This is a genomic window from Pseudomonas sp. Root329 (assembly GCF_001424925.1).
GTDB lineage: Bacteria > Pseudomonadota > Gammaproteobacteria > Pseudomonadales > Pseudomonadaceae > Aquipseudomonas > Aquipseudomonas arabinosi.
In genome coordinates this window covers 87139-110787 of the sequence record NZ_LMCV01000012.1, presented here as the reverse complement: position 1 = coordinate 110787, position 23649 = coordinate 87139, and the positions used below count along the sequence as shown (strand labels likewise).

Below are 23649 nucleotides of genomic sequence, written 5' to 3'. Positions count from 1 at the left end.
AGTGTGACTGGTAGAACATCTTGAATGCTGAGATGTTCATGGGACGCGACAAGATGTTGGCAGTTGCCCATATTGATTCGCATATTCTCGTTCATCGCAGCACCCATCGGGAAGCTATCGAACCCGGCTGGATACACACCGATTATGGAAAGCGTTCCCGCCTTCGCTACTGTCTCGACGGCCCATTGCAACTTCGTCCTGCCTGATGTCACCCATGCCATGAAATACAACAGCTTTTCTTTTTTTACCTCGACATATTTTCAAACCAAGCCCCGAAAAGAATTCGGGGCTTGATGAGGATTACAGGGCATCAGGATTTACGGCCTCCGCCACCGCTGTCTTCCCCTCCCTTACGCCCAGCTTCAGTGGCTTTATCCCGGTCATCGGCAAAGTTGCCGCCGCGACCGCTTCCCTGACCACCGCCAGCGGATTGGTTAGCATCGCTTGATTGCCGGCCACCCGCTGCTTGACCACCTTTTTGCCCTGGTTTGGTAGTGCTTTCCTTATCGTCGGCGAATTCGCCTCCGCGATTCGTACCTTGCCCACCTCCGGACATACGATCGGCATCGCGTGATTGTTGTCCGCCTGAAGCCTGACCGCCTTTTTGGCCAGCCTCGGACGCTCGTTGTGGATCGTTGGCAAAATTACCACCCGAAGCTTCTCCGCCTTTCTTGCCGGCTTCAGAAGCCTTATCTCGGTCATTAGAAAAATTGCCGGGATTGTTATTTCCTGTATTGGCCATTTCTATTCACCTCTTACATCGTTAGCACGAGCATTCGCTCGTCTAATTCGGAGGACGCAGAAAATCGAAAGTTTGGAATAAAACAGCAGGCTCGCGACGAGTGGATTCATGCCGTTAGTTCCGTTGAAAACAGAGGCTTTAGACTGGCGGTGCGGGTCGTCGAAGCGCGTGATTCAAGGCGTTTTTTTGCTAACAATCGGTGAATATTTACTAGACTGAATAGCTCAAAAGAAGGTTTACAAACGCCGAATTCAGGAGGTCAGTCAATGACCGAGCATATCGTGCACTTTCACTGTCAGATCGACCAGGCAACATCTGAGCGTTTCAGGGATTGCTGTCTTGAAGCCATCGATCAAGGCGCCACGTCACTGCTGCTGAACCTGTCCACCTGCGGCGGCAGTACCAACTTCGGCTTCACCCTCTATACCTTCCTGAAGTCGTTGCCTGTGCCACTTTGTGCGATCAATGCCGGGAACATCGAGTCGATGGGCATCATCATGTTCCTGGCAGCAGCTCGACGTATTACGTCGCCCCATGCACGCTTTTTAATTCACCCGATGAACTGGTATTTCAGCCAGAAATCCGTCGACCACCAACGCCTGCGCGAATACCTGTCGAGTCTCGACAATGACCTCGCACGTTACGTGCAGATTTTCACGCTGGAAACCGCTGATGCGGCGACCAAACTCGACATTTTCCATTGCCTGTCAGCAGAGGAAAAGGTCATCGCCGCGCACGAATCCCTGGCCTACGGCATTGCTCATGAGATGAAGCAGATGGTCTTTGCCGATGATGTCAAACACTGGAAAGTCAGCGGTGGCTGAAGAGTCTACAAGCTGGGTACCCCACGATCAGCGAAGCCCACACCCGGTTCAATCGACTCAGTCAACGGTTCCACCGGCGCACCGGGGATCAGTATGACTTTGCGGCAATCCTCCTGGCGCTTGTCGAAAATCTCGTAACCTCGAGCAACCTGCTCCAGGGACATGCGGTGAGTGACAATTTCTTCAGGACGCAGATGACCAAGCTCTATATGTTCAAGCAATTCGGGCAAATAACGTTGTACATGAGTCTGACCCATCTTGAACGTAAGTCCTTTGTCGAACGCATCTCCGAACAGAAAGCCATGGATGAATCCCGCGTAGACACCCGGCACACTCACCACCCCAACGCGCCTCACGGCAGCGATGCATTGACGCAATGCCTTACCGCTGCTGCCCTCGAGTTTCAGCGTCGCCAGTACGGTTTCGGTGGTGCTGCCCTTGGCTTCGAACCCCACTGCATCGATCACCGCGTCCACGCCGCGCATACCGGCTGTCTGGCGAATCAAGGAGTCGGCAGGATCATCATCGTCATCGAAGTTGATTGGGATGACACCGTAGGTCTTCTCAGCATAGGCGAGGCGGTAATCATGGTGATCAATCATAAAGATCTGTTCGGCGCCGAGCATTCGTGCGCAGGCTGCGCTCAACAACCCAACCGGCCCTGCGCCGAAAATCGCCAGACTCGACCCTTTACCGATCTGCGCATTGATCACCGCCTGCCAAGCGGTAGGCAGAATATCGGAGAGAAAAAGCACCTGCTCGTCCGCCAGCGTGCCGGGCACCTTGAACGGCCCGGTATTGGCTTTCGGTCATTAAATGTTTGAATTTTTTATTTGATCGGCTACTCCTTTGGCTATGAACGTAAGGAGGAACGCATGGGCCGCACAGATATTTTCATCATTGAATATAAGCTTGATGGGGAGCCGAAATCTTTCGTCATCCGCGCCAAGTCCATGAGCAATGTTGATGCTTGGCATTGGGCCAGTTGTGATGCCGGCGTAGCTCCCATCCCGAAACCAGGGAGACCGCCGCTTAAGGTCGTGTCTAGACCGCAAGCGGAAAAATACGGAATCACTGAAGTGATGTGGCGTGAAACCGCCGCATTGGTATGGACGGTGCCTTCGTCATGAATACTCAGACTCAAGATCAGCAACCACTGGGATTGAGGATGACGAGATCGCTCGTATCAATGCGCTCTTCCATGAAGCGGATAGACTCGACGACATTGCCTATCGCATCTTTGATGAAGGTTGCAGAAACCCTACAACGTTTTACCGTTTCAATGAGGCAAAAGCCCTAGCGGATGCGAAACGGGCTGAGGCTTATCGAGCCTGGATGCATATTCGCCGGCAAACGAAGCAGTAGACCACCTCGCAATGAGAGGACTCCAATGCTGCAGCAAATCGGAAATACGCTTATCCAAACGCACCATCGGGCCAGCTGTCATTGTGGCGCCGTTGTTCTGGAAATCCATCTCCCCCATGGCATTCCCAGCCCCCATCGTTGCGATTGTTCTTTCTGCAAGCGAAAAGGCGCCATCGTAGCGGCAGTTCCTGCATCAGATCTGAAGGTGATTCGGGGCGAAGCGGCGCTGGTGAAGTACCAATTCGGTAAGCAAATAGCTGAGCACTTTTTCTGTAGAGTTTGCGGCATCTATACACACCATCGCCGCAGTACCAACCCAAAAGAGTTTGGGTTCAACATCGGCTGTCTGGAAGGGATCAATCCCTACGATCTGGACGATGTACCGGTTGCAGATGGTGGCCCTTGGAGTTCGCCTTGAATGAGCGCAACTCCGTTTGAAACCTCATCTCTCCCCCCCATGAGACCGATAGCCCAAGCCGCTTTCACCCCCCACCGTTTTGTCGCTGCGAAACACACTGATGATGGCCCAAAGATCGACGAGCAGAATGATCACCGCGACAGCAATCGAAAAATAACTGGTTGCTTCTGACATGATTCGATCCTCCAGAGGCTGGTAATTGTTAGGCTCCAGACAGTCATTGATGCTCAAAGCAAATCAGTTGATGAGGTCACGAAAATGATCTATTGCGAATCAGTTTTCTCGTGGAATGACCGAAATCTTGCCGTTGCGCTCAATGATCGCGAACTTGATCTCTTCCAGCTTCTCGATGCCTTGGCTGGAACGTGCTGCCTCCATGATATCGGCCTCAACCAACCGGGCATGCCTCATTCGCTGGCGCAGAAGCTTGCCGTTCTCCACGATAATCGTTGGCTCGCCGTCAATTAGTCGGGATATCCAGCCGGAACGCTGTTTGAGCAGGGAGAGCCCGACGTCGATTGCGATCAGGGTCACGATAACCAGCATTGAATTGGTCAGCGAAAAGTCATCCCCCAGCAGCGCTTGTTGAGTTGCCTCGCTAATCATCATCAATAGCACGAAGTCGAAGGTCGTCAGCTCAGCCAACGATCTTCGTCCGGCAATCTTGAACAGTACCATGAGCCCCACATACATCGCCGCCGCACGCAATACCGAATCCATAAGCCACCTATGGGAAAATGAACTGATCGAGCTTCACCACACTTGTGCCGGGTAAAACGATGCGGCTGCGGAACAACCCAAGGCCATCGCCTCGCAGCGTAAGGAACAAATCGGCCTTGCCTTGGGTGTCGGTCTGTACCCATAACTGAATGCCTTGAGCATAACTCCGGGCGCGCAACGGCTCAGGTTGCAGCGTCTCGATGCTGAAGCCATCCAGCATCTCCCCAGCCAATTCCAGTTCAACCGTGGATTCCGGAGAGCCGTTAACGCTGATCTTCATCGAGTTGGTCGAGCCGTTACGATGAAACATCTCGTACTCCACCCTGACCCTGCCATCCTCGCTGCGAATATCCCTGGTACTGAGAAGTCCCCGGGAAAACAGGCCCGCCAGCCCTAACACCATGAGTAAAATCAGCACGTACCATCCGCAGCGCTCAAAGCGCCAGACCTTCATCTGGTAAGCCATATCCTCGCGCACAGGATATTTACGACTGTTCAATTCCGGATCGTCATTCATCAGGTTTCAACCTTGCTCACGAAGTAATGCTTGACGATGGAAATGCGGCAGCCATTTCAAGGCGTATTCGGTAGCTAGTGTTTGCACCTGGCAGCGTGTGCCGAAAAACCGATGTTCGTGACTGAATACACAATGCTTATCTTTGGACTGAAAAGCCCACGCGAAGCAGATGGTGCCGGCGGGAATGCCGTCGACATCCTCCGGCCCAAGAATCCCGGTCGTGGCCACGGCGACGTTGGCGGTGCTGTCACGCAAGGCGCCCATCGCCATTTCCCTGGCGACCTCCACACTCGTCAGATTGAAAATTTCGATGGTGTGCGGGCTGACATGTAAAACCCGTTGTTTGGCCTGCGGCGAATAAACCACGTAACCGCACTCGATGAACTCGCCGCTGCCTTCGATCTCGGACAGTAGCATTACGATTTTCCCGGCAGTACAGGACTCGGCAGTTGTCAGCACCAGGGAGTTGTCGCGAAGGTAGTCAACGGTATCGTCAGCGATGGACATGAGCAGAACTCACGAAGTTATTGCTCGATTGACAGGTGAAGACGCCGAACATTCCAAGAGAATGCGTCAGTGACAGTCTTCGCCGACGACTGCACGCAGAAACGCCTGATCAGCTTACATGCGCAAATTCCGCCACTCAGTCCAGGTCACGATACCTAGCCGCTCCATCTCGTCGGACTGACGAAGCAGTTGGTCATGGTAAGCATCAGGACAATCCATGCGCAGCTGCCTGTTTTCCAGTACGCAATGCCAGGCATCAAGGGCACGAGTCTCATCTCTTGAGCCGGCGTCAGCAGATCTTTGGCATTCATCTCACTCGCCCACCCGGATATTCTTGATGGATCTGTCAGTTCCAGAATAGGTTCACAACGTCTGACGAAAAGTCGGCGGCGTTCTCATACTTTGAGTCAGTGAATGACGCTTACGGCGGTGACACGTATCAAAATCTCCCGTTGGCGAAATCGCGTCTCCAAGTCACGTTTGTAGTCTAGCCACCAAAGCTTATCGACCCTTTTAACCATCACTTCATAAACAATAATCTCGTCTTCTGCCCTTTCATTTCCGTTTTGCAAGGACACACCCCTAGCCGGTGTTCGAGTAAATGCAGTCACACCCCCCCAGCGCTCGACCAATTGCTCTCGCACGCGCCTGAACTCGTCCGAAGGTTGAGGAGTTCCCTCATTCGAATTGAGTGGCAAAAAAATCTCGATCAGGTGCACGACCCTATCTCCAGAGCTTGGTTAAATGCCATCGCCGAGGGCTACGGGGAGGCCCGTTGCAGACCTCCCCTACTTGCGGCGACCGTCAGGAAGTCCCCAATCCCCGAGAGAGATCCGCCGATGCGCCAGGCACGCTGTTTTGCTGCGAATCCGAGCGGTTTTCAACATCCGTTTGATCGGTGGTTTTGGTGACCGTATCGCGCACTGCTTCATAACCTTCCTGGGCCTGCTTCTTCACTTTATCGACCAAGCCTGCACTGGTACGTCCCATATATCGCTGCTCGGTCGCGGTTGTTGGCAGTGCCGCGCCGATCAGTGCACCTACGGCAATGCCCGCAGCTGCTACCACTAACGGTTGCTCCTTGAGCAAATGATTGAACTGTTGGCCCATTACCTGGGTAGTACGCGCCAACTGATCGCCAGCGTTATGTATGGCGTGGTTCACCGTCTCGGTGGCAGCACCGACGTTATCACTCAGGTAAGTGGCCTTGTCCTTCAAAGACTGGTAGCCCTCCTTCAGCGAATCGGAGGTCTGATGCAGTTGCACACGGGCGCTGTCGAAGCCCTCCGCTACATCATCGACCCATTCGCCAATTTGATCAGGCCCTGTTCGATAGCCCGACTGCGGTGCTGGCGGCCGGTTCTGACTCATCATCAACCACAGCAAACCGACTGACGTCAGCACGGCGGGCACAGGGTTGTTGCGCACACTGGTGCCGAGGTTGCTCAGGAATGTCGAGCCATTGTTCTGCATCATGCCCCACGCCTGGTCAATTATCTGGCCGGGGGTGAACTTGCTCTCCAGCCTGTCGACGATGTTGCCGATGCTCGCCCGCTGCGCATCGATCTCGCGCTCGATCTGTTCGGGGCTTTTTTCCGATTCGATCTCCAATTCGCTTTTCATGAGACTTTCCTCCGCAGCACTTCCTGGTCTTTATTCAAAGCGTCCAGTGTCCGGTCAGGCTTGAAGTGGGACGGCTCGAATTGTTTTTTCCCCGACTGCAGCATGGCAAAGCCGATGATCATCACCACCACGCCAACGATCAGCGCGGCCAGCCAGGGTGCCATGACCATGCTCAAACCGTAGACGACTGACATCAACAGGATGATGAACCCCGCCAATAGCACAATGGCGCCCCCCGCTACGGCTGCTATGCCAGCCTTGAGCGTCGTCAGGCTGGCTTGAAGTTCGGCTTTAGCCAACGCGAGTTCCTTGGTGAACAACGCAGGGACTTCGCGGGACAATTGCCTGAGCAAGCCGACGACCGAAGCGTCGTCAGGCTGGATAACCGGTCTTGCGCCCGGTAGATCTGAATGGTCTCTGTTCATCACAGTTCTCCTTTGACGTTTGGCGAAGCCGGTGTTGTTGCCCCAACAAAATCGGAAGGATGGTCGTGCGCATTTTGCGAGGCCGGTATAAATCCGGAGGCCAACTCCGGAGCCGGGTCGGTATGAGAAGGAATGGACGTTTCATATGGACGTTGGGCGCCAAACCCGCTCGCTGGCGGTGTTGATCTTCCCGCCGCCGGGTCATGCTCACCCTGCATGACCATGGCCGCAGAACTGCCCGCTTTGAGAAACCGTGACAGGCCAAAGCCCAACGCAATGCTACCGGCAATGAATAGCGCGGGATTGCTGCGAGCCAGTTCAGCGCCGTCATGCAGAAGCTGTTCGGCGCTTTTGCCGCGCAAATTCCCCGCCAGCCCACTCATGGACTCCGCCATTTCGGTGAGGTAGTCGGACATGCCGAGCGTGTCTTTATCCTCCAGCTCGGAAACGAAACTTTTCGCCCCTTGGGCCAAGGCTTCAATCTGGTCGGCAGCCGTGTCACGGTACTGCCCGAACTGGGCGTCGGCTTGTTGCCTTGCGCCACTAAGCGCCTCCGTAACATCTTCTTTCAAATGTTGAAAATCCTGCTCAGGCTTGCCGCTGTCGGGATTGCCTGTATTGGTTCCAGCCCTACTGTCTGAAGTATTCATGTCGTCCCTCGCCTTCTAATTGAAAACGCGTCTTGGGACTACGCAGCTGAATTGCCCTGAGCCCCTCATAGCAAAAGACGAGGGTGCTCAATTGGAGTTCAAAGCAGTTTTTAAGCGTACAGCCAGATCCGACAAGTGATCGTTAACCAAGGCGGAAACTGGTAGTTACGAAAAGCCGATTTGGCAAAAAAATGAGGGTAATTAAGGAAATTAATTACCACAGCAGAAAATCGTTAATTTGCCTATTAAGTTACCGTTTGTCGTCGCCGTAAAACTAACACCTGCGGTGGATTGGTCGAAATTTTACGGTGAGGCGCGGATTATGAATCAATCGGCAGGACGGCAATTATGAAAATAGCGCAAATTGCTCCGTTATATGAGTCCGTCCCACCTTCACTTTATGGAGGAACCGAAAGGGTAGTCGCGCACTTGACGGATGCCTTGGTAGAGCTTGGAAACGAAGTGACCTTATTTGCCGCCAATGGGTCCCACACTGCTGGCGTCTTGGTCGCGGCTCGAGATCAAGCGTTGAGATTGGATCAAACACCACTGAAGTCTGAACTCGCCAGTCATTTACGCTTGCTTTCCGAGGTACAGCGGCGAGCCAACGAATTTGATGTTTTGCATTTTCATGTTGACTTATTGCACTTCCCTTTTTTTGAAGATATTGCGCATAAAGTATTGACTACCCTTCATGGCAGGCTGGATATGAAAGACCTTGATGGGGCTTATTCGCGATGGCATCGCTATCCCTTGGTTTCCATCTCCCAGCATCAGCGTACGCCACTGCCAGATGCAAACTGGATCGACACGATCCATCACGGTTTGGCTCATACCAGCTTTAGCCTGCATCAAAGTGCCGGTCATTATCTGGCGTTCCTGGGAAGAATATCTCCTGAAAAGCGCCCCGACCGCGCCATCAGCATCGCCCGGGCTGCCGGGTTGCCATTAAAGATCGCCGCCAAAGTCGATGCCGCTGATCGTGAATATTTCGAACAGCGGATATGCCCTTTACTCGCGCTGCCAGGCGTCGAATATATCGGAGAGATTGGAGATCATGAGAAATCCGACTTCTTGGGAAACGCCCGAGCCTTATTATTTCCCATAGATTGGCCCGAACCATTCGGATTAGTCATGATCGAGGCAATGGCTTGCGGTACACCGGTCATCGCCTGGAATTGTGGTTCCGTCCCCGAAGTGGTTGAACATGGCGTAACCGGCTTCATAATCAATAGCGAACAAGAGGCTGTGGTCGCTACCCGTCAAGTACTTGAACTTGATCGACAGGTCATACGTGACGTATTCGTCAGACGTTTTTCTGCCAAGGTAATGGCGCAGCGGTATGTCGACCTCTATCGAACACTTACCGGAAGTTGATACTCGTGATGCTTTCAGGCCAATCCCATGAAAAACACATCTGGTACTCCTGAATCGCCCCAACAAGTCCCCCTCGTAAATGAACCGAGCGCTCAGAACCTGTTTGTGCTGATGAACCACAACACCTATCTGGTGGCCAACGCATTCGGTGATATCGAGCCTGGTGCCGTAGGGTTATTCCATCACGACACTCGACTCTTGTCCGTCTACCAGTTAAATGTCGCCGGACACCGTCCTTCCCTATTGTCTGCGTCAGTTAGCCAGGACAACGTCTACTTTCTCTCTCATTTAACCAATCATCCCCTGCCCCTGTTAGGCGAAGAAACCACGCCAGAGGGCGTTATTCATATCGAACGCAAGCGTTTCCTTTGGGAGGAACGCATGTTCGAGTGCATCAGCCTGTTCAATTACAGTGATCAACCAAGTCTGTTGCCGATCAATTTTCGTTTCGGCGGCGACTTCCTGGATATGTTCGAGGTTCGCGGACAAAGTCGGCTTTTGCGCGGCACACTTACCGAGCCGCAGGTATCCAAACAAGGGGTCGTCCTGCGCTACGAGGGCCTGGACAAACAGCCGCGCAGCATGGCGATCAGCTTTTCCGCTGAGCCAGCGCAGATCAACGGCGACAATGCCAGCTTTCAAATCGAAATAGGCGCTCATAAAAGCCATGAGCTTTATATTGAGGTCGGTTCAAGCATCATGCAGCCAGGGCGTCAGCGGTATCGATCCGCAGCCGCTCAAGCTTGCCGCGCAATGCGCAAGAAAGAACAACGAGGCGCACGCATCAAGGCTTCAGGCCGCTTGTTCCAGGCCTGGCTCAACAAATCCCGTGCAGACCTGGCTTTGCTGACGGCAGATCTTCCTACTGGCCCCTATCCGTATGCCGGCGTTCCTTGGTATTCCACGCCGTTCGGACGTGACGCTATCATCACGGCCTATCAATCCCTGTGGCTTAACCCCTCCTTGGCGCGAGGAGTACTCGCCTACTTGGCCGCTCATCAAGCCACCGAAACCTCGACATTCCGTGATGCTGAACCGGGAAAGATCATGCATGAGACGCGGCAGGGGGAAATGTCGAGACTCAACGAATTACCCTTTGCTCGCTATTACGGAGGCGTCGATACAACGCCCTTGTTCCTGATGTTGGCCGGCGCCTATGCACGACGGACTGATGATCTGACGTTCATTGAAGTGCTATGGCCGGCACTTGAACTGGCAACGTCATGGATGGAAAACAACGCATCAAAGCATGCTGAAGGTTTTATCACTTACCAGCGAGGGGAAGTCACCGGTTTAGCCAATCAGGGCTGGAAAGACAGCCACGACTCTATTTTTCACCGGGATGGTCGCTCGCCTGAGGGCCCTATCGCGTTGGTAGAAGTGCAAGGCTACGCTTGGCGCGCTTATTTGGGCATGAGCGCGTTGGCCAAACGCCGAGGCGATAACCAGGCAGCCGAACACTGGCAAACTTGTGCCAATAAATTGCGTGAGTCGGTTGAACGCTGCTTCTGGATGAAGGATCAGCAATTTTATGGGCTTGCCCTTGACGGAAACGGCGAGCGTTGCGAAGTAAGGGCCTCGAATGTCGGTCATCTGCTGTTTACCGGCCTACCTTCGGCCGAGCGAGGCAAGGCCGTTGCACAACAACTTCTCACTAACGCCTTTTACAATGGCTGGGGCGTAAGAACGCTTGAAACGGGGGCCATCCGCTTCAACCCCATGTCTTATCACAATGGATCGGTCTGGCCTCACGACGTCGCCCTTTGTGCAGCAGGCATCAGTCGATACGGCGAACACATTGGCGCTGTCCGATTGCTAAGCGGAATGTTCGAAGCGGCTACCTTCTTCGGAATGCGATTACCGGAGTTGTTTTGCGGATTCAAGCGCGGCCCCGGTGAGACACCAGTAGCTTACCCGGTAGCCTGTTTACCTCAGGCTTGGGCAGCTGGCTCAGTGTTCATGCTTCTGCACGCCTGTCTGGGCATAACTATTGATGCTGCAGACTGTCGTGTGGTCATTCGCCAACCCCATCTTCCGATTGGCATTGATCGCCTTGAAGTGCGGACGCTGAGGTTCAATGAATATAGTGTCGACCTTGGTTTTCAAAGAATCGGTGACCGTGTCGCCGCGTATATTGAACGGCAGCAAGGACCCAGATTGATTCGTCTGGATGTCAAACTTTAAAACACCACACCACTTCGATTGGCCTTGTGCAGAGCCCTACGGGATACAGGGCTACCGCACCCTGTTTTAGCGGAGATCTTGCTGTCGATCCATAACCGCATTATCGGTTTCTTCACGTATCCGGTCGGGATCGAGTCCAGCATTGTCATCATCAAGCGGACGCTCACCGTCGTTATCTGGAAGCTCGTCAATCCCTTCTTCCTTCATGGGGTCGACGTCTCTCAATATTGGGAGCATGTAGATTGACCTGATTCGTCGAAGGTGTTTCAGCGAAAATCTCACTCAATCAAACCGATTGAACCTAGCTGAAACCCAGGCCTCGGATATTGAAACCGCCTTTGGTGAGTCTATGAAAATCGAGGATACGTTATTGCGCCAGCGTAAGGTGCTTGCCAGATTTGGCGAGCTCGCCTTGGCGTCAGATGACCTTGAGCAAATCCTCGACGAGGCGTGTCGATTAGTCGGTGATGCCCTTGAAACCAATCTGGCCAAATTCATGCAGCTCGAAGAAGACGGCATCACGTTTCTCGTGAGAAACGGTGTGGGCTGGACACCAGATGTGGTCGGAAAGGTTCGAGTTCAAGCATGCGAAGGCAGTCCCGAAATCTTCTCGCTCAACACCAATGCCCCCGTCATTTCGACAGACGTTTCAACAGAAACACGATTTTGCTATCACGATTTTCAAAAGAACAATGGCGTGAAAGCTTTCGTCAACGTTCTAGTCCACGGCGCCAATGGAGAACGTCCCTTCGGCATATTTGAGGTGGACAGTCGAAGTCCTCGTCAATTTACGGACAGTGATATCGACTTCCTCCGGGGGTATAGCAACCTGCTTGGTGCAGCTTTGAAGCGCTTCAAGAACTTAGACGCTATGCGCTCAACTGAAAAACGACTGCGTGAAAGCGAAAGACATTATCGCATTGCAGCTGAGCTCAATCCTCTTTGGCCTTGGACTGCCGACAAGGACGGCAACCTTATTTCTATCGATCCGCGTTGGTACGAGTACACCGGGCTGTCGCTTGAGCAGACATTGGAACGTCAGTGGGCTAACGCCGCTTATGACGCTGATCAGGTGTCAATCGCCGCACTTTGGAATCAATCGCTTGGGACATTGCAGCCTTTCGACCTGCAAGTCCGCTTACAAAGCCATACAGGAGATTACCGCTGGTTTCGAGTCCGTGCGCTATGCAGCCTCGACATCGCCGGGAAATGCGAACAATGGTATGGCACCATCGAGGACATAGAAGACAGGGTGCAACTGGAGAGTGCGTTGCGTGACTGGAACGACTTGCTCGAAGCACGCATAGCAGAACGCACCCAACAACTGGAAGAGGAGCAGCGAGAGCGGGCCGTGGCGGAATCCAAGTTAAGGCAAAGCCAAAAAATGGAAGCGGTCGGCCAGCTTACCGGCGGAATTGCCCATGACTTCAACAATCTGTTGGCAGGTATCATCGGCAGCCTGGAGCTGATGCAGAGACGCATTGATGCGGGTCGCTACGACGATTTGGCTCGATACAACTCAGTAGCCATGACCTCGGCATCTCGAGCGGCGGCATTAACGCAACGACTACTTGCATTCTCCAGGCAGCAATCACTCGAACCTGAACTCCTTGATCCTCGAAAAGTGGTAGCCGACCTTGAAGAGATGATTCGACGTTCGGTTGGGCCTAGCATCGTTGTTGAGTGCTCATTCAGAACAACCGACCGTATCAGGTGCGACCTTAACCAACTGGAAAACGCGCTGCTTAATCTTGCGATCAATGCACGGGATGCGATGCCCAATGGAGGTAGGCTCGACCTTCAAGTTGATCGATGCGTCATCGATGAAGCATCTTCATCCGACAAAATGATGCCGCCCGGATCATATGTGAGCATTTCTGCCACGGATTCCGGAACTGGGATCAGTCCTGAGATTTTGTCGCGCATCTTCGATCCATTCTTTACAACCAAGAAGTTAGGTGAAGGTACCGGGCTGGGTCTGTCAATGATTTATGGCTTCACTCAACAATCCGGTGGCCAAGTCAGAGTCCACAGCAGCCTTGGTGTCGGCACCACTGTGACTCTGTATTTCCCGGTAGATGATTCGCAGCCGGAAGATCCAAAAGTTGATCTGGGCGACACTCAGCAGCTTGAGTCATCGGGACAGAACGAAACTATATTGCTGGTGGACGATGAAGCGGCTATCCGGCAAATGGCGTCGGAGCTTTTGTCCGAAATTGGCTATCGCGTCATTGAAGCAGTAGATAGCATTTCTGCAATCAAACAGGCGGAAAAGCTGGAACACCTGGATTTATTGCTGAGCGATGTAGGCTTACCAGGATTGATGAACGGGATCAGCCTGGCTGCAGAACTCAAGAAAAAATTTCCACGGCTCAAAGTGCTTTTCATTACCGGGTTTGCTGGCGGTTCGCGCCTGGTCTCGGTCGATAGGACAACCCGATTACTAACCAAACCCTTCAGTCTGAATGAGCTCACTTCGCGAGTGCATTCGTTGCTAAACACTCCTTCAGAGAGCAGCTAATGACCAGGCTGGATTGCGGTGATCTCTCGCTTGAGTGACATACAAGATGCACCAAGGTGCTTCAAAAATGAATTTCACCATGCCTGACGGTCGATACTTTGTAGTCAAAGGACAGTTGCGGCGGTGCGCTGACCCAGAGCTGAATGAAGTCCTACGGCAATGCTATGTAGACGAACTCATGGCAGCGCGGCGAGAAGTAAAAGCCGCGAAAGCCACAGGTAATTCTCAGCAGTTGAAAGCGGCAAGAGCGCGTGTATGCACCTTTTGACGTTCTGGGTCTGGCACTGCGCAAGCCTTTCGCCCCGTAAACTTTCGTTCAAGTCGGCCTTCATCAATTCGCCAACCGCTCTGCTCTAGCTCCTTCACCCGCCGACTAAAGAAAATCTGCAACGCATCCGATTTCAACGGCACTTCCTGCTGCCAGGAGTCAGCGGGACAGGTAAGGTCGCCTCACCTCTGACTAGGCTCGGTCAGTCCGCGCACAGCGCCGTCACCCTCATGCAGCATTGCTGGGCAAGCCGCCATTTCAGCCCGAAGCTCACCAATCAAATTTGCAATCGCACGACTGGACGTCAGATTTTCGGTCGTCACTGCAGTAACCAAAAGGTCAACGCGCCCTGATGATGGCTCGAACACTTTGATCATTAGGGATCCATCCGGATTCACAGTGCAGGTACAGGAGAGAGGTAGAAAGCCACATTCAATGATGTGGCGTAGCTCGAGAATGGAAATCACGACGTTCGTCCTTAGGGTCAAGGTTTAGTGATACTGGATCTATGAATAATAGCTTCCTGAAGGCAAATCGCGACCAGCCGCTTTTTCATATCGAGTGTCTGAAGGCTCCGTTGGCCCCTTGGCGTTGAACTCAAGCACCAAACGCACCGTCTAGCGCATAGGTAGGGCCAGAACGTAAGCCCTCATACCCTTTTCGTGTCCAGGACATTGCCATGACTGCTACGCCAGCACGCTTAAATTACTTACATGACACCCTGCTCGGCCCTATAGCCAAAAGCGTTAATTGCGAGGTCGTCATCACGCCGATCACGCCTGGCGCTTTTCAGGTGCTGGTGATATCTCCAGTACCTGAAGACCTACACAAAGCACATACCTTGACCATTACCCTTTCTCCGCAGCATCACATGGTTGGCACTGTGGTTCACACGCAAAAGTTAGGTAATGGTGATCTGGAGTTACAGATCGATGTATGAAAATCCGTTGGCATAGCTAATTTTCGGAGACCCGCTAATGGTCAAGTCACAAGCTGTGCATGCTCCTATACAAACCCTGCTACTCGAACGCAATGGCTGGGTACCCAATAACCCGCGCCTACCGGTGCTCGTTTACATCAAAGTTATTGCCGTTCAGGGCAGCGACCCGGCGGCCCTGTTCGAGAAAACTTTCAGCGCCAATGGCTGGCCGCCGCAATGGCGTTACGGGGTTTATGACTTTCACCACTATCATACCGAAGGCCATGAAGTGATTGGCGTCGCCAGCGGTTATGCTCGCTTGATGCTTGGTGGCCCGAATGGACGGGTGCTGGAAGTCAGCTCTGGCGATGTGTTGCTACTACCCGCCGGCACCGGCCACTGCAATGTAGGCTCCAGCGATGACTTTCTGGTGGTCGGCGCTTACCCACCGGGTCAGCAGGCGGATATCTGCCGCGAGGCGCCGACCAAGGCCCAACTGGTGAGCATCGACAAGCTACCGTTTCCCGACCAAGACCCCGTGCAGGGCTTGCATGGTGCGGTACGCCGGTATTGGGTTAGCCAGCGTTGAAAGGTTGCAGTCAACCACGAGCGGCACAAACCTTCCCGCTAAAGACGCTAAAGCCGTAGGTGTGTCTATGAGCGTCACTGGTATCAGCACAGCGAAACCGACCAGCATGAAAATCTGGCTGGTCGGACTGGAGGCGGCGGCTTGCGACGTCAAATGCGGCGGGATAATCAGCGGATAAAGCGCCGCGATCATCAATACGAACGCCAAAACGAAAATTCCCAAAACAGCAAACAGCGGCAGATACTCTCCACGGCTTCGAAAGCCCAAGATGAAGCCGATTAACAGTGCAATGACCAGTATTGAGGCCGGTATCCATATAAGAGGATCCAGAAGCCTATGCGCATAATCCCCAGCCACTCCCGACCATCACCACTATATTGGCCGCCTTGATTTGGCACGCCCTGAACAAATGTGATGGACCGCGACTAATGCGCTGCCTTTCAGGGCCGCCAGAGAAAAACGGTCTAATCCGTCGTCGGGCTTCAGGGATACACTCATTGAGTGGCTCTTGGCCAAATGTGTTTAGGGAGCCTACCAAGCATCTACTTTCTAGGAGCTTCCCGACCCACGTCTGACAAAAGTCATTTGGCTGACTCCCGTCAAGGTATGTCGCCATGTTATCGACTCTAGAACTACGCCACCTCGTAGAGCAAAGCTTCCTCCCGACCCGCTGCGACTGTACGGTCGATCCACCTGCAGCGCTGACCGTGCGTTTTTATCACGGCACCTCGAATCAAGAAATCCTCACTGTCACCGGGATCCCGATTGCCCCGCTCAACGACGGTTTTGCCATCGAGACCCTTATTGCGAATCTGCGAAACGACCTCGAACGTGTCAGCGCTGCTGCTCCTTGTTACTCGGCAAATCATTCGTAAGCGTCTGGCGAACTCACCTTCACCATCAGGCATTGCTGTCGACGTTGGACGATCCCGCTATCATAGGATCACTTCACCAGAGCAGGCCAAGCTATGCCAAGGTTGTCATTCGCCATACGAGCTTTGTTCGCCTGTTGCCTCTTGATCGCGACCGCCAATCACATCCGAGCAGATTTTCAGCATGGGTTGTTCTGGGACTACGGCTATGGGGACAGCGCCTGCTGGGCTAGCCGTGTTTTCTGGGGGGCTCTGACTTTTTTTGACCCGCTGGCGGTACTGCTCCTTTTCCAAAAACCACGGATAGGAATAATCCTCTCCGCAGCAATTATTTTGGCTGACGTAGCCCATAACACCTATTACGTAGCACTGAAACAGCAGTGGCTGGAGCCGTTCTATCTGTCGCAAGTAGCGTTTCTTATTGCGGTGCTTCTACTCTCACCTATTGCCTGGAGACGCACCATTCGCCGCGTAGCACTAGCTAATCCGGTTCGATGGTGAAGCACTCCAATGATGGGGTAGAAACTCCCCGATTTCACTTGCTCGCTGCGTCGGCAGCCGCGTCAGCACATCCTTCAGATAAGTATATGGATCTTGCCCATTGAAACGCGCCGACTGAATCAGGCTCATGATCGCCGCCGCACGCTTGCCGCTGCGCAGCGACCCAGCAAACAACCAGTTCGACCGCCCAAGCGCCCACGGCCGGATCAAGTTCTCGATCTGGTTGTTGTCGATGGGCACAGCACATCTTCCAGGTAGCGCGTCAGCGCTACCCAGCGTTTAAGGCTGTAATCCAAGGCCGTGGCCGAGCCCTCGGGCACAAGTTCGCGTTGGGCCAGCATCCACTCATGCGGTTTTTCTGCGATGGTCACCGCCGTTTCCTGGCGTAGTTGCCAGCGATCGTCATCGCTCATTTCCTTGGCGTATCGCTCGACTTCGTACAGCCCGCCAATCGAATGGAGTACCTGCTTCGCCAACTGGCTTTTATTGGCTACATGCAGATCGAAGAACTTGCGGCGCGCATGCGCCATGCAGCCGATTTCGGTGATGCCCAGTTCGAAGCTGGCTTTGTAGCCGGCGAAGTCATCGCAGACCAGCTTGCCGCTCCACGCCCCCAGGAAGTTACGCGCATGCTCACCGGCACGGCTGGGGCTGAAGTCGTAGACCACAGCCTTGAGTTCAGAGAATGGCGTACTGCTTTAGGCCCAGACGTAAGCGCGGTGGGTTTTCTTCTCACCTGGCGCCAGCATTTGTACCGGCGTTTCGTCGGCGTGGACTACTCGCTGGGCCAGAACTGCTTCGCGCAGCGCATCGACCAGCGGCTGGAGCTGCACGCCGGTTTGTCCCACCCACTGCGCCAGTGTCGAGCGCGGGATGGCGAGGCCTGCACGGCCGAAGATTTTTTCCTGTCGATAAAGCGGCAGGTGATCAGCGAACTTGGCCACCATCACGTGCGCCAGCAGGCCGGCTGTGGGGATGCCCTTGTCGATCACCTGCGGCGGCACTGGGGCCTGGATCAGTGTTTCGCAATGCCGGCAGACCCATTTCCTGCCGGCGAAAAACGGGTGATCTTCCGGGAAGCCGCTTTTGCTGAAGATTGTTATCAAACTGAAGGCATCAGTTACGCAAGTTCATCCTCGAAAACGTCCGCACCATGAATCCGCCTAACCTCACACTCATCGATTATCCTGCACAGCTATGTGATTGCAGCAAGAGTCCGAACGCCAGTTTCAGTTCACTCGGTTGCGCCCGCTGCGCTTGGCTTGATAGAGGGCATCATCGGCACGAGTCAGAAGGCTTTCCACATCGTCACCGGCTTTGGCGAGGGCGACACCAAAAGATGCAGTTACAGTGTCTAGCACCTCATCCGTGCCACGAACCTTGATCCGCAGCGCCTGAATTTTTAGGCGCAGCTGCTCAGCAAAAGTATGAGCACTGGTGAGATCAAAACACTCCTGCAGGACTACACAGAACTCTTCACCCCCATAGCGTGCCGCCAGGGCCTGAGGCGGGATTGAGTTCCGTAACACCTGACCAACATGCTCAAGTACGCGGTCGCCCAAAGGATGGCCATACCGGTCATTGAACTGCTTGAAATGATCGATATCCAACATGACCAATGCCACCCCATGAGGAGCGTTGATCAATGCATGCTCCAGCAAGCGAGTGAAGGTAGCTCGGTTCAACACCTTAGTCAGCCCATCCAAAGATGCAGCCAGTTGGGCTCGCTCGAGCTTGTCTCTCAGACTCTTAATTTCATTTTGCGCTGAGTGCAGCTGGGAGAGGAAAAGCTCTTGCTGATCCTGCATGACCTGGGTGCTCTGTTGCAGCTCGCTCAGAATGGCGGGCAACCTCTGGTCGACCGGCTCCGCGAGCATTTCCATGCAATGCCCAAGACTGGCTTGAAAGCTGGAACTGCCATTCACGCTACGCGAGACATTACGCTCCATGTCGTCAACCAGATCGATCGCCTGTTGTTGCCCTGCGCGCGCCTCCTCCAATTCGTCACGAATGATGTAGTCGCGAAAAAGCTTCGTAGCGGATTCTGGAGGGAAACAGTCGAAGTCTTTGACCACCCTGTCCAGATGGCGATTAAGCTCTGGCTCCTGACCTTTGCTGTAGGTGTACCAGAGAGCATAGTGCACAGGATTGGGTGGAATGTTGTGACGCACCATCAGTGGTACGGCCTGCTTAAGCAGAGCCGCCGCCTCGCGGGAGTCCTCTGGATACAGCGCTAGGGCAGTCGCTCGCGTCTCTGATTGGCTCATAACGTCACTGTGGTTGGTTTTTATTGGCATATATGAAGTCGGGGGCAGCATATCCTTACGTACACCAAGCAGCCATACATAAGTCCATGAGTAAGACGTCCACCGTTCCTGTCGATTACGAAATCATCCCAGGCATGTACCAAATTTGACACGATCGCCGTGTTGGAAGAAATTGATGATTCGCCTCTTCTCTTCGACCTGAAATCCTGTCGCTGTATCTGCAGCCCAAATTTTCAACACGATCGATTGAATGTTCCCCAACCGACCACTGGCCCAGTCGATTACTGGGTGCCTGGTTTCCTAATAGGATTGACAAATTGCTGACTCGCCCCGACAAAGATGCGCTACGTGCGATGCTGGAATCGCAAGTTCAAGAAAAGCTGCAGCACGACCCTGATGCGGTAACGACTTATGCAGCACAGCCTGAACCCGAACGAAAGCCCTACACCAGTAAGCCCACGGTTCAGGACAAGGCATTTCACAGGGAGCTCGATCAGATGCGTGCGGATGCTGAAGCCGGAGTGATACATAAATCAGTGCGCGAGCCAATGGACGATGGTGAGTCTAGCCTTGCGCTCAATGATTACCCTGGCTTGAAAGAGGCAGGCTCTGTATCAAATCAGTGGTGATGTTTTGGCGCCTGTGCTGCGGTAATCGGTACCTCGCCGCCCTCCTCTTATGCAGCCTGTCGACGCATGGTCAGGATGACTGCTCCGAAGCAGATGAACGTCGACCCAACTACCCGGCTGACCCACCGGGATAGCTCGGGACGGGCCAACACGCCCCTTGGCCCAAGAGACCAGTGCGGCATACAGACCAAGAGACGTCACCGAGACCGATCACGCGAGCTTTATGGCTCCGCCCTGGATATCGTCACGCGCCGCTCGTAAGTCAATAGCGTCCTGGTTGAGTCGGTGAATCATGTTGAGCAACCGTTGGCGTAGCACTTCGTCTTGGAGCTGTTCTGCTGCGCGCATCATATCGAGCGCCGCTACCTCATTGTTAGTGGCGACGGAGTCGAGCAGTTTGCGCATGCTTCTTGATGGTCGATTCATCTCCAACTCCCTGGATTTCAGTGACGCGAATCATATGGCCAGAATGTTTCGTCAGTATTTCAGTTGCACGAACTGGCTTGAATCACTGGCTCCGGCTCATTTGACGCTAGCTGGCGGGACAACCTGAGGGGTCGATTACGCTTGTAGCAACCCGTCATTGATGAAGCTAAGCGGCTCGCTCCAGAGCATCCAGCAAACCAAAAAACTCCCGAGAAAGCTAATGCCGAGGGGCGAAATGGAGCAACAGCCGCCGGCAGGTACGCTGAAGGCGGGTTGGCCGGACGCGTTCAAGTATTAAAACCAGGTTTCCATTTGTATCCCGTATTGCCACACACCTCCGGCGTTGAAATCCGTCTTGCCGAAGGAGTCTGAGGTACTGTATCTGTCCAGATCCGAAGACCAATTCATGAAGCTTGCGAACACTCGCAATTCGGGACGTGTGAGCAGGTCTCCAACGTCAGGCTTGAATGTTGGGGCGACAGTGAATTTCCAGAAGTTACCGTCGACCGCATTACGTTGTAGATAGCCCTTCGGGTCGAGGTTCATGGTTTGCCAGCTCATTTCGTAGGCCATCTCGAAATTGCTGTTGATTGCATTGGCCAAACGCATGTTCAGGGTCATCCAGCGGTAATTGTCACCCTTGACGTATCTATCCTTGCTTTGTTCGGCCAACAAGCTGGGGCCGATGCGCCAACCAGGCGCAATGGGAGTCTCGCCGTAAAGTGCCAGACGCAGAGCGCGGGCATCGTCAATCAGCTCACCATCCGAGCCGACGTTCTTGACCTCTGCCCCCAGACCTTGCCCATAGAGCAGCGCTGTCTTGAAGAAGCCTTCCCGGCCGAAGAAGTTTTTCTGGTGATTGGCCAACATGCTGTGCAAGCCGGAATCCGCAGGCGTCAGCCCTGCTTCATTGCTGCGAGTGCCAATGTCGTTTTTCTTTGAGCCAATGGCGTTGAACATCCACTGCCACTGACCACTGTCGAAGAACTGGTTTGAGGTCAGGATGTAGCTTTCCACATCGGCGTTGATGCCGCCTTCACTGAAATCCCCGTAATTACGCCCGATCAAAGAATAATTCGAGCGCCAGTTCTTGTTCATCTGCACATCGTAGATACCACCTCCGGTGCCGGCCAGATAGACCACGTCAGAGTCCAGCCAATGGATATCGAAGTTATCTCTGTCGAATCGTTTGCCTGCCCACAAGGTGGAGTTCTCGAACACTGAGTTGCCCTTGAAGGCGGCGAGATGATCGAGTTCTGTAAAGACCTGACGCACGTTCAGGTTGCTTTCGTCGGCCGTCCAGTCATTGGAGCTTTCCACACCGTCGGCAATGGACACCGTGAATTTTGAATGGGTGCCGTTCTGCGCATAGGCCTCTTTCGACAGGTCGATGCGCATGTAGGTGTCGTCTTCATTGCCGAGTCGCCCGACGGCGCCACCGACTGAACCGGCCGGGGTTGTATAAGGGCCGCCACGACCACCACCTAGCCCATCGTTGATCAGCAATCCGGAACGGGCATAACCCTTAAAGCTGAAGCCGTCCGTGAGGTGGCCGCTGCTGCCCTGCTTTTCCATGCTTTGCTGACGGGCTTCCAGTTTTGCCAGCCGGGTGTCCAACCCAGGCGCCTCAATGGCTGTCGCAGTGGACGCAACAGGCTGCGCGGCGGGAGTGGCGAGTTTGATCTGCTGCAATTCCCTGGCGAGTGCCTGGGTTTGTTGTTCAGCTGCGGCTGCGCGCTTTTCCGCTGCGCTGGCACGGACTTCAAACGCGGCCATGCGTTCTTCCAGAGTCGCGGCCTGAGAGGTCGCCGCCGAGGTGCCGAGCACACCTGCGAGTAGCCAGCTTGATGCTTTCTGCATGTGGATTCCCTGTTTTGTTTTTATTGTGTAATTCCTGCGACCAGCCTTTTTTCGTGAGTTGTAAATTGTGGCAATCGACGAAAAAAGGGATGCCTCATCGCAAATACGCTGCTACATTTGGCGATGTTAACGTTAACTTTTCTAAAAACAAAAATAAAGGGTGCTCAATGAAACATCTGAAATCTCTCCTTCCAGCAGCACTAATCACCCTCTGTGCCGGACTTCCATCCGTCTCGAGCGCAGCCGATTTGACGATTTCGTGCGGTGCAGTGGGTGCGGAATTACAACTGTGCAAGGAGGCTGTCGAGGCGTGGTCGAAACAGACCGGCAACAACGTCGAGGTGGTTTCCACGCCTAACTCGGCGACCGAGAGGTTGTCGTTCTACCAACAGATCCTCAGTGCTCAGTCCACCGACATCGACATCATTCAAATCGATATGGTATGGCCAGGGATGCTGGCCAAACATCTGATGGATCTGCGCGAGGTGCTGCCCGCCAACGCGACTCAAGGTTACTTCCAGGCACAGGTGGATAACGCCACGGTGAATGGACGGCTGGTGACGATGCCGTGGTTCACCGACTCGGGCCTGCTGTATTACCGCAAGGACTTGCTCGATAAGTACGCCAAGCAGGTTCCCCAGACATGGGAGGAAATGACTGCTACCGCCCGGGATGTTCAACAGGCAGAGCGCACTGCCGGTAACCCCAATGCATGGGGTTACATCTTTCAGGGACGCGCTTACGAGGGGCTGACGTGTAATGCGCTGGAGTGGATCAGCAGCCAACCGGAAGGCGGACTGGTCAATCCAGCAGGAGATATCGTGGTCAACAGTCAGGCCTCGAGAACTGCTTTGACCCTGGCGAAAAGCTGGGTAGGAGACATCTCCCCGCGTGGCGTACTCAACTACACCGAGGAAGAAGGACGAGGCGTATTCCAGTCGGGAAATGCGTTGTTCATGCGTAACTGGCCTTATGTCTGGGCCTTGGTACAAAGCCAGGACAGTGCCGTAAAAGATAAAGTCGGCGTCGCTCCCCTGCCCCGAGGCGGCATGACCGGCACCCATGCCTCCACCCTCGGTGGCTGGGGCCTGGCGGTATCGCGTTACAGCGCCCATCCAAAACTTGCCGCAGAACTGGTGACCTACCTGACCAGTGCCCAGCAGCAAAAACATCGAGCTTTAGTAGGCGGCTATAACCCGGTTATCGAGTCGCTTTATCAAGACCCCGAGCTACTCGCGGCCATGCCTTATTACAGTCAACTTCTCAGTATTCTCAACGAAGGGGTCATGCGCCCCGCCTCAATAACAGCCGAGCGCTATCCACGGGTCTCCAATGCGTTCTTCGATCGAGTGCATGGCGTGCTGGCGGGCGAGTTGCCTGTCGATCAGGCGCTGGCCGAACTGGAAAGCGAACTCACGCGCATCAAACGCCGGAACTGGTAAGCC

At 53.9% G+C, this 23649-nt stretch carries 25 protein-coding genes and 8 pseudogenes; 12 read left to right on the top strand and 21 right to left on the bottom strand.

Annotated features, from left to right (window positions below; genetic code table 11):
• Positions 1–53 precede the first annotated feature (53 nt).
• The 3 pseudogenes from ASC74_RS32090 to ASC74_RS32080 all read right to left on the bottom strand — a co-directional run.
• Positions 54–191 (bottom strand): annotated as a pseudogene (locus tag ASC74_RS32090) (glutathione-dependent formaldehyde dehydrogenase); the annotation flags it as partial.
• Positions 192–310: 119 nt separating this feature from the next.
• Positions 311–367, bottom strand: a pseudogene (locus ASC74_RS32655) (hypothetical protein); the annotation flags it as partial.
• 213 nt (positions 368–580) lie between these two features.
• A pseudogene (locus tag ASC74_RS32080) lies at positions 581–742 on the bottom strand (general stress protein); the annotation flags it as partial.
• Positions 743–1008: 266 nt separating this feature from the next.
• On the opposite strand from ASC74_RS32080, the gene ASC74_RS12060 reads away from it, so the two are divergent.
• Positions 1009–1566 carry an ATP-dependent Clp protease proteolytic subunit gene (locus ASC74_RS12060; protein ID WP_056741565.1) on the top strand — a complete coding sequence of 186 codons (558 nt, stop codon included), beginning with the start codon at positions 1009–1011 and terminating at the stop codon, positions 1564–1566.
• Positions 1567–1571: 5 nt separating this feature from the next.
• On the opposite strand, the pseudogene ASC74_RS12055 reads toward ASC74_RS12060, so the two are convergent.
• Positions 1572–2375: pseudogene (locus ASC74_RS12055) on the bottom strand (zinc-binding dehydrogenase); the annotation flags it as partial.
• A 66-nt stretch (positions 2376–2441) separates the two neighbouring features.
• On the opposite strand from ASC74_RS12055, the gene ASC74_RS12050 reads away from it, so the two are divergent.
• Both ASC74_RS12050 and ASC74_RS31035 read left to right on the top strand, forming a co-directional pair.
• The gene (locus ASC74_RS12050; RefSeq protein WP_056741564.1) at positions 2442–2696 is read left to right on the top strand and encodes a DUF6555 family protein; all 255 of its coding nucleotides are present in this window, start codon (positions 2442–2444) and stop codon (positions 2694–2696) included.
• Between the two features lie 260 nt (positions 2697–2956).
• Positions 2957–3349: a GFA family protein gene (locus ASC74_RS31035; RefSeq protein ID WP_082555808.1), complete on the top strand. Its 393-nt coding sequence runs from the start codon at positions 2957–2959 to the stop codon at positions 3347–3349.
• Between the two features lie 24 nt (positions 3350–3373).
• Here the strand turns inward: ASC74_RS31035 and ASC74_RS31610 are convergent, their stop codons facing one another.
• From ASC74_RS31610 to ASC74_RS12010, 9 genes and pseudogenes are all read right to left on the bottom strand, one after another.
• Complete coding sequence (locus ASC74_RS31610; protein WP_156400816.1) at positions 3374–3523, bottom strand: hypothetical protein; 150 nt, start codon at positions 3521–3523, stop codon at positions 3374–3376.
• 99 nt (positions 3524–3622) lie between these two features.
• The gene (locus tag ASC74_RS12040) at positions 3623–4069 is read right to left on the bottom strand and encodes a DUF421 domain-containing protein (protein ID WP_056741562.1); all 447 of its coding nucleotides are present in this window, start codon (positions 4067–4069) and stop codon (positions 3623–3625) included.
• Between the two features lie 7 nt (positions 4070–4076).
• The gene (locus ASC74_RS12035; protein WP_082555807.1) at positions 4077–4586 is read right to left on the bottom strand and encodes a hypothetical protein; all 510 of its coding nucleotides are present in this window, start codon (positions 4584–4586) and stop codon (positions 4077–4079) included.
• Between the two features lie 6 nt (positions 4587–4592).
• Positions 4593–5093 (bottom strand): CinA family protein, encoded by a 501-nt coding sequence (locus ASC74_RS12030; protein ID WP_056741560.1) that lies wholly within the window; start codon positions 5091–5093, stop codon positions 4593–4595.
• A 114-nt stretch (positions 5094–5207) separates the two neighbouring features.
• Positions 5208–5404: pseudogene (locus ASC74_RS32075) on the bottom strand (hypothetical protein).
• A 96-nt stretch (positions 5405–5500) separates the two neighbouring features.
• Positions 5501–5812, bottom strand: a complete 312-nt coding sequence (locus ASC74_RS12025) for a hypothetical protein (protein WP_056741559.1) — start codon at positions 5810–5812, stop codon at positions 5501–5503.
• Between the two features lie 85 nt (positions 5813–5897).
• Positions 5898–6716, bottom strand: coding sequence for a DUF3618 domain-containing protein (locus tag ASC74_RS12020; RefSeq protein ID WP_056741558.1), 819 nt, complete (start codon positions 6714–6716; stop codon positions 5898–5900).
• Positions 6713–7141: a phage holin family protein gene (locus ASC74_RS12015; RefSeq protein ID WP_056741557.1), complete on the bottom strand. Its 429-nt coding sequence runs from the start codon at positions 7139–7141 to the stop codon at positions 6713–6715. Before ASC74_RS12015 ends, ASC74_RS12020 begins: the two co-directional genes overlap by 4 nt.
• Positions 7141–7791, bottom strand: coding sequence for a hypothetical protein (locus tag ASC74_RS12010; RefSeq protein WP_056741556.1), 651 nt, complete (start codon positions 7789–7791; stop codon positions 7141–7143). The genes ASC74_RS12015 and ASC74_RS12010 overlap by 1 nt, the downstream gene beginning before the upstream one ends.
• 348 nt (positions 7792–8139) lie before the next feature.
• On the opposite strand from ASC74_RS12010, the gene ASC74_RS12005 reads away from it, so the two are divergent.
• Together ASC74_RS12005 and ASC74_RS12000 are read left to right on the top strand one after the other, a co-directional pair.
• The gene (locus ASC74_RS12005) at positions 8140–9168 is read left to right on the top strand and encodes a glycosyltransferase family 4 protein (protein WP_056741555.1); all 1029 of its coding nucleotides are present in this window, start codon (positions 8140–8142) and stop codon (positions 9166–9168) included.
• Positions 9169–9195: 27 nt separating this feature from the next.
• Complete coding sequence (locus ASC74_RS12000) at positions 9196–11352, top strand: amylo-alpha-1,6-glucosidase (RefSeq protein ID WP_056741554.1); 2157 nt, start codon at positions 9196–9198, stop codon at positions 11350–11352.
• Positions 11353–11418: 66 nt separating this feature from the next.
• Here the strand turns inward: ASC74_RS12000 and ASC74_RS31025 are convergent, their stop codons facing one another.
• Positions 11419–11559, bottom strand: coding sequence for a hypothetical protein (locus tag ASC74_RS31025; protein WP_162247441.1), 141 nt, complete (start codon positions 11557–11559; stop codon positions 11419–11421).
• A 142-nt stretch (positions 11560–11701) separates the two neighbouring features.
• Here ASC74_RS31025 and ASC74_RS11990 point away from each other — a divergent pair, with 142 nt between their 5' ends.
• Positions 11702–13873 carry an ATP-binding protein gene (locus ASC74_RS11990; RefSeq protein WP_056741803.1) on the top strand — a complete coding sequence of 724 codons (2172 nt, stop codon included), beginning with the start codon at positions 11702–11704 and terminating at the stop codon, positions 13871–13873.
• 67 nt (positions 13874–13940) lie between these two features.
• Positions 13941–14129, top strand: a pseudogene (locus ASC74_RS32070) (hypothetical protein); the annotation flags it as partial.
• Between the two features lie 194 nt (positions 14130–14323).
• Here ASC74_RS32070 and ASC74_RS11985 read toward each other — a convergent pair.
• The gene (locus tag ASC74_RS11985; protein ID WP_082555806.1) at positions 14324–14608 is read right to left on the bottom strand and encodes a DUF1652 domain-containing protein; all 285 of its coding nucleotides are present in this window, start codon (positions 14606–14608) and stop codon (positions 14324–14326) included.
• 212 nt (positions 14609–14820) lie between these two features.
• On the opposite strand from ASC74_RS11985, the gene ASC74_RS11980 reads away from it, so the two are divergent.
• Both ASC74_RS11980 and ASC74_RS11975 read left to right on the top strand, forming a co-directional pair.
• Positions 14821–15081, top strand: a complete 261-nt coding sequence (locus tag ASC74_RS11980) for a hypothetical protein (protein WP_056741552.1) — start codon at positions 14821–14823, stop codon at positions 15079–15081.
• Between the two features lie 37 nt (positions 15082–15118).
• Positions 15119–15649 carry a cupin gene (locus ASC74_RS11975; RefSeq protein ID WP_056741551.1) on the top strand — a complete coding sequence of 177 codons (531 nt, stop codon included), beginning with the start codon at positions 15119–15121 and terminating at the stop codon, positions 15647–15649.
• On the opposite strand, the gene ASC74_RS31010 is transcribed toward ASC74_RS11975, so the two are convergent.
• The gene (locus tag ASC74_RS31010; RefSeq protein ID WP_082555805.1) at positions 15575–16006 is read right to left on the bottom strand and encodes a cytochrome d ubiquinol oxidase subunit II; all 432 of its coding nucleotides are present in this window, start codon (positions 16004–16006) and stop codon (positions 15575–15577) included. The genes ASC74_RS11975 and ASC74_RS31010 overlap by 75 nt on opposite strands.
• Positions 16007–16263: 257 nt before the next feature.
• On the opposite strand from ASC74_RS31010, the gene ASC74_RS31005 reads away from it, so the two are divergent.
• Positions 16264–16524 carry a DUF1652 domain-containing protein gene (locus ASC74_RS31005; RefSeq protein WP_082555804.1) on the top strand — a complete coding sequence of 87 codons (261 nt, stop codon included), beginning with the start codon at positions 16264–16266 and terminating at the stop codon, positions 16522–16524.
• Between the two features lie 474 nt (positions 16525–16998).
• Here ASC74_RS31005 and tnpC read toward each other — a convergent pair.
• Together tnpC and ASC74_RS11955 are read right to left on the bottom strand one after the other, a co-directional pair.
• Positions 16999–18068 (bottom strand): annotated as a pseudogene (gene tnpC, locus ASC74_RS11960) (IS66 family transposase); the annotation flags it as partial.
• Between the two features lie 183 nt (positions 18069–18251).
• Complete coding sequence (locus ASC74_RS11955) at positions 18252–19289, bottom strand: GGDEF domain-containing protein (RefSeq protein WP_177338852.1); 1038 nt, start codon at positions 19287–19289, stop codon at positions 18252–18254.
• Between the two features lie 317 nt (positions 19290–19606).
• Between ASC74_RS11955 and ASC74_RS11950 the strand changes: the two genes are divergently transcribed.
• On the top strand, positions 19607–19918 hold the full coding sequence (locus ASC74_RS11950) for a hypothetical protein (protein ID WP_082555802.1): 312 nt from the start codon (positions 19607–19609) through the stop codon (positions 19916–19918).
• A 47-nt stretch (positions 19919–19965) separates the two neighbouring features.
• Here the strand turns inward: ASC74_RS11950 and ASC74_RS32065 are convergent.
• From ASC74_RS32065 to ASC74_RS11940, 3 genes and pseudogenes are all read right to left on the bottom strand, one after another.
• A pseudogene (locus ASC74_RS32065) lies at positions 19966–20128 on the bottom strand (LysE family translocator); the annotation flags it as partial.
• Entirely contained in the window at positions 20129–20344 is a 216-nt protein-coding gene (locus ASC74_RS11945) for a hypothetical protein (RefSeq protein WP_056741547.1), read from the bottom strand.
• Positions 20345–20638: 294 nt separating this feature from the next.
• Entirely contained in the window at positions 20639–22204 is a 1566-nt protein-coding gene (locus tag ASC74_RS11940; protein WP_056741546.1) for a carbohydrate porin, read from the bottom strand.
• Positions 22205–22371: 167 nt separating this feature from the next.
• Here ASC74_RS11940 and ASC74_RS11935 point away from each other — a divergent pair, with 167 nt between their 5' ends.
• On the top strand, positions 22372–23646 hold the full coding sequence (locus ASC74_RS11935; RefSeq protein ID WP_056741545.1) for an ABC transporter substrate-binding protein: 1275 nt from the start codon (positions 22372–22374) through the stop codon (positions 23644–23646).
• The last annotated feature ends 3 nt before the right edge of the window (positions 23647–23649 follow it).

Excerpts from the sequence above, each read along its gene's own strand:
- ASC74_RS12060 (WP_056741565.1), top strand. The coding sequence starts at position 1,009 with ATGACCGAGCATATCGTGCACTTTCACTGTCAGATCGACCAGGCAACA.
- ASC74_RS12050 (WP_056741564.1), top strand. The coding sequence starts at position 2,442 with ATGGGCCGCACAGATATTTTCATCATTGAATATAAGCTTGATGGGGAG.
- ASC74_RS31035 (WP_082555808.1), top strand. The coding sequence starts at position 2,957 with ATGCTGCAGCAAATCGGAAATACGCTTATCCAAACGCACCATCGGGCC.
- ASC74_RS31610 (WP_156400816.1), bottom strand. The coding sequence starts at position 3,523 with ATGTCAGAAGCAACCAGTTATTTTTCGATTGCTGTCGCGGTGATCATT.
- ASC74_RS12040 (WP_056741562.1), bottom strand. The coding sequence starts at position 4,069 with ATGGATTCGGTATTGCGTGCGGCGGCGATGTATGTGGGGCTCATGGTA.
- ASC74_RS12035 (WP_082555807.1), bottom strand. The coding sequence starts at position 4,586 with ATGAATGACGATCCGGAATTGAACAGTCGTAAATATCCTGTGCGCGAG.
- ASC74_RS12030 (WP_056741560.1), bottom strand. The coding sequence starts at position 5,093 with ATGTCCATCGCTGACGATACCGTTGACTACCTTCGCGACAACTCCCTG.
- ASC74_RS12020 (WP_056741558.1), bottom strand. The coding sequence starts at position 6,716 with ATGAAAAGCGAATTGGAGATCGAATCGGAAAAAAGCCCCGAACAGATC.
- ASC74_RS12015 (WP_056741557.1), bottom strand. The coding sequence starts at position 7,141 with ATGAACAGAGACCATTCAGATCTACCGGGCGCAAGACCGGTTATCCAG.
- ASC74_RS12010 (WP_056741556.1), bottom strand. The coding sequence starts at position 7,791 with ATGAATACTTCAGACAGTAGGGCTGGAACCAATACAGGCAATCCCGAC.
- ASC74_RS12005 (WP_056741555.1), top strand. The coding sequence starts at position 8,140 with ATGAAAATAGCGCAAATTGCTCCGTTATATGAGTCCGTCCCACCTTCA.
- ASC74_RS12000 (WP_056741554.1), top strand. The coding sequence starts at position 9,196 with ATGAAAAACACATCTGGTACTCCTGAATCGCCCCAACAAGTCCCCCTC.
- ASC74_RS31025 (WP_162247441.1), bottom strand. The coding sequence starts at position 11,559 with ATGAAGGAAGAAGGGATTGACGAGCTTCCAGATAACGACGGTGAGCGT.
- ASC74_RS11990 (WP_056741803.1), top strand. The coding sequence starts at position 11,702 with ATGAAAATCGAGGATACGTTATTGCGCCAGCGTAAGGTGCTTGCCAGA.
- ASC74_RS11980 (WP_056741552.1), top strand. The coding sequence starts at position 14,821 with ATGACTGCTACGCCAGCACGCTTAAATTACTTACATGACACCCTGCTC.
- ASC74_RS11975 (WP_056741551.1), top strand. The coding sequence starts at position 15,119 with ATGGTCAAGTCACAAGCTGTGCATGCTCCTATACAAACCCTGCTACTC.
- ASC74_RS31005 (WP_082555804.1), top strand. The coding sequence starts at position 16,264 with ATGTTATCGACTCTAGAACTACGCCACCTCGTAGAGCAAAGCTTCCTC.
- ASC74_RS11955 (WP_177338852.1), bottom strand. The coding sequence starts at position 19,289 with ATGAGCCAATCAGAGACGCGAGCGACTGCCCTAGCGCTGTATCCAGAG.
- ASC74_RS11945 (WP_056741547.1), bottom strand. The coding sequence starts at position 20,344 with ATGAATCGACCATCAAGAAGCATGCGCAAACTGCTCGACTCCGTCGCC.
- ASC74_RS11940 (WP_056741546.1), bottom strand. The coding sequence starts at position 22,204 with ATGCAGAAAGCATCAAGCTGGCTACTCGCAGGTGTGCTCGGCACCTCG.
- ASC74_RS11935 (WP_056741545.1), top strand. The coding sequence starts at position 22,372 with ATGAAACATCTGAAATCTCTCCTTCCAGCAGCACTAATCACCCTCTGT.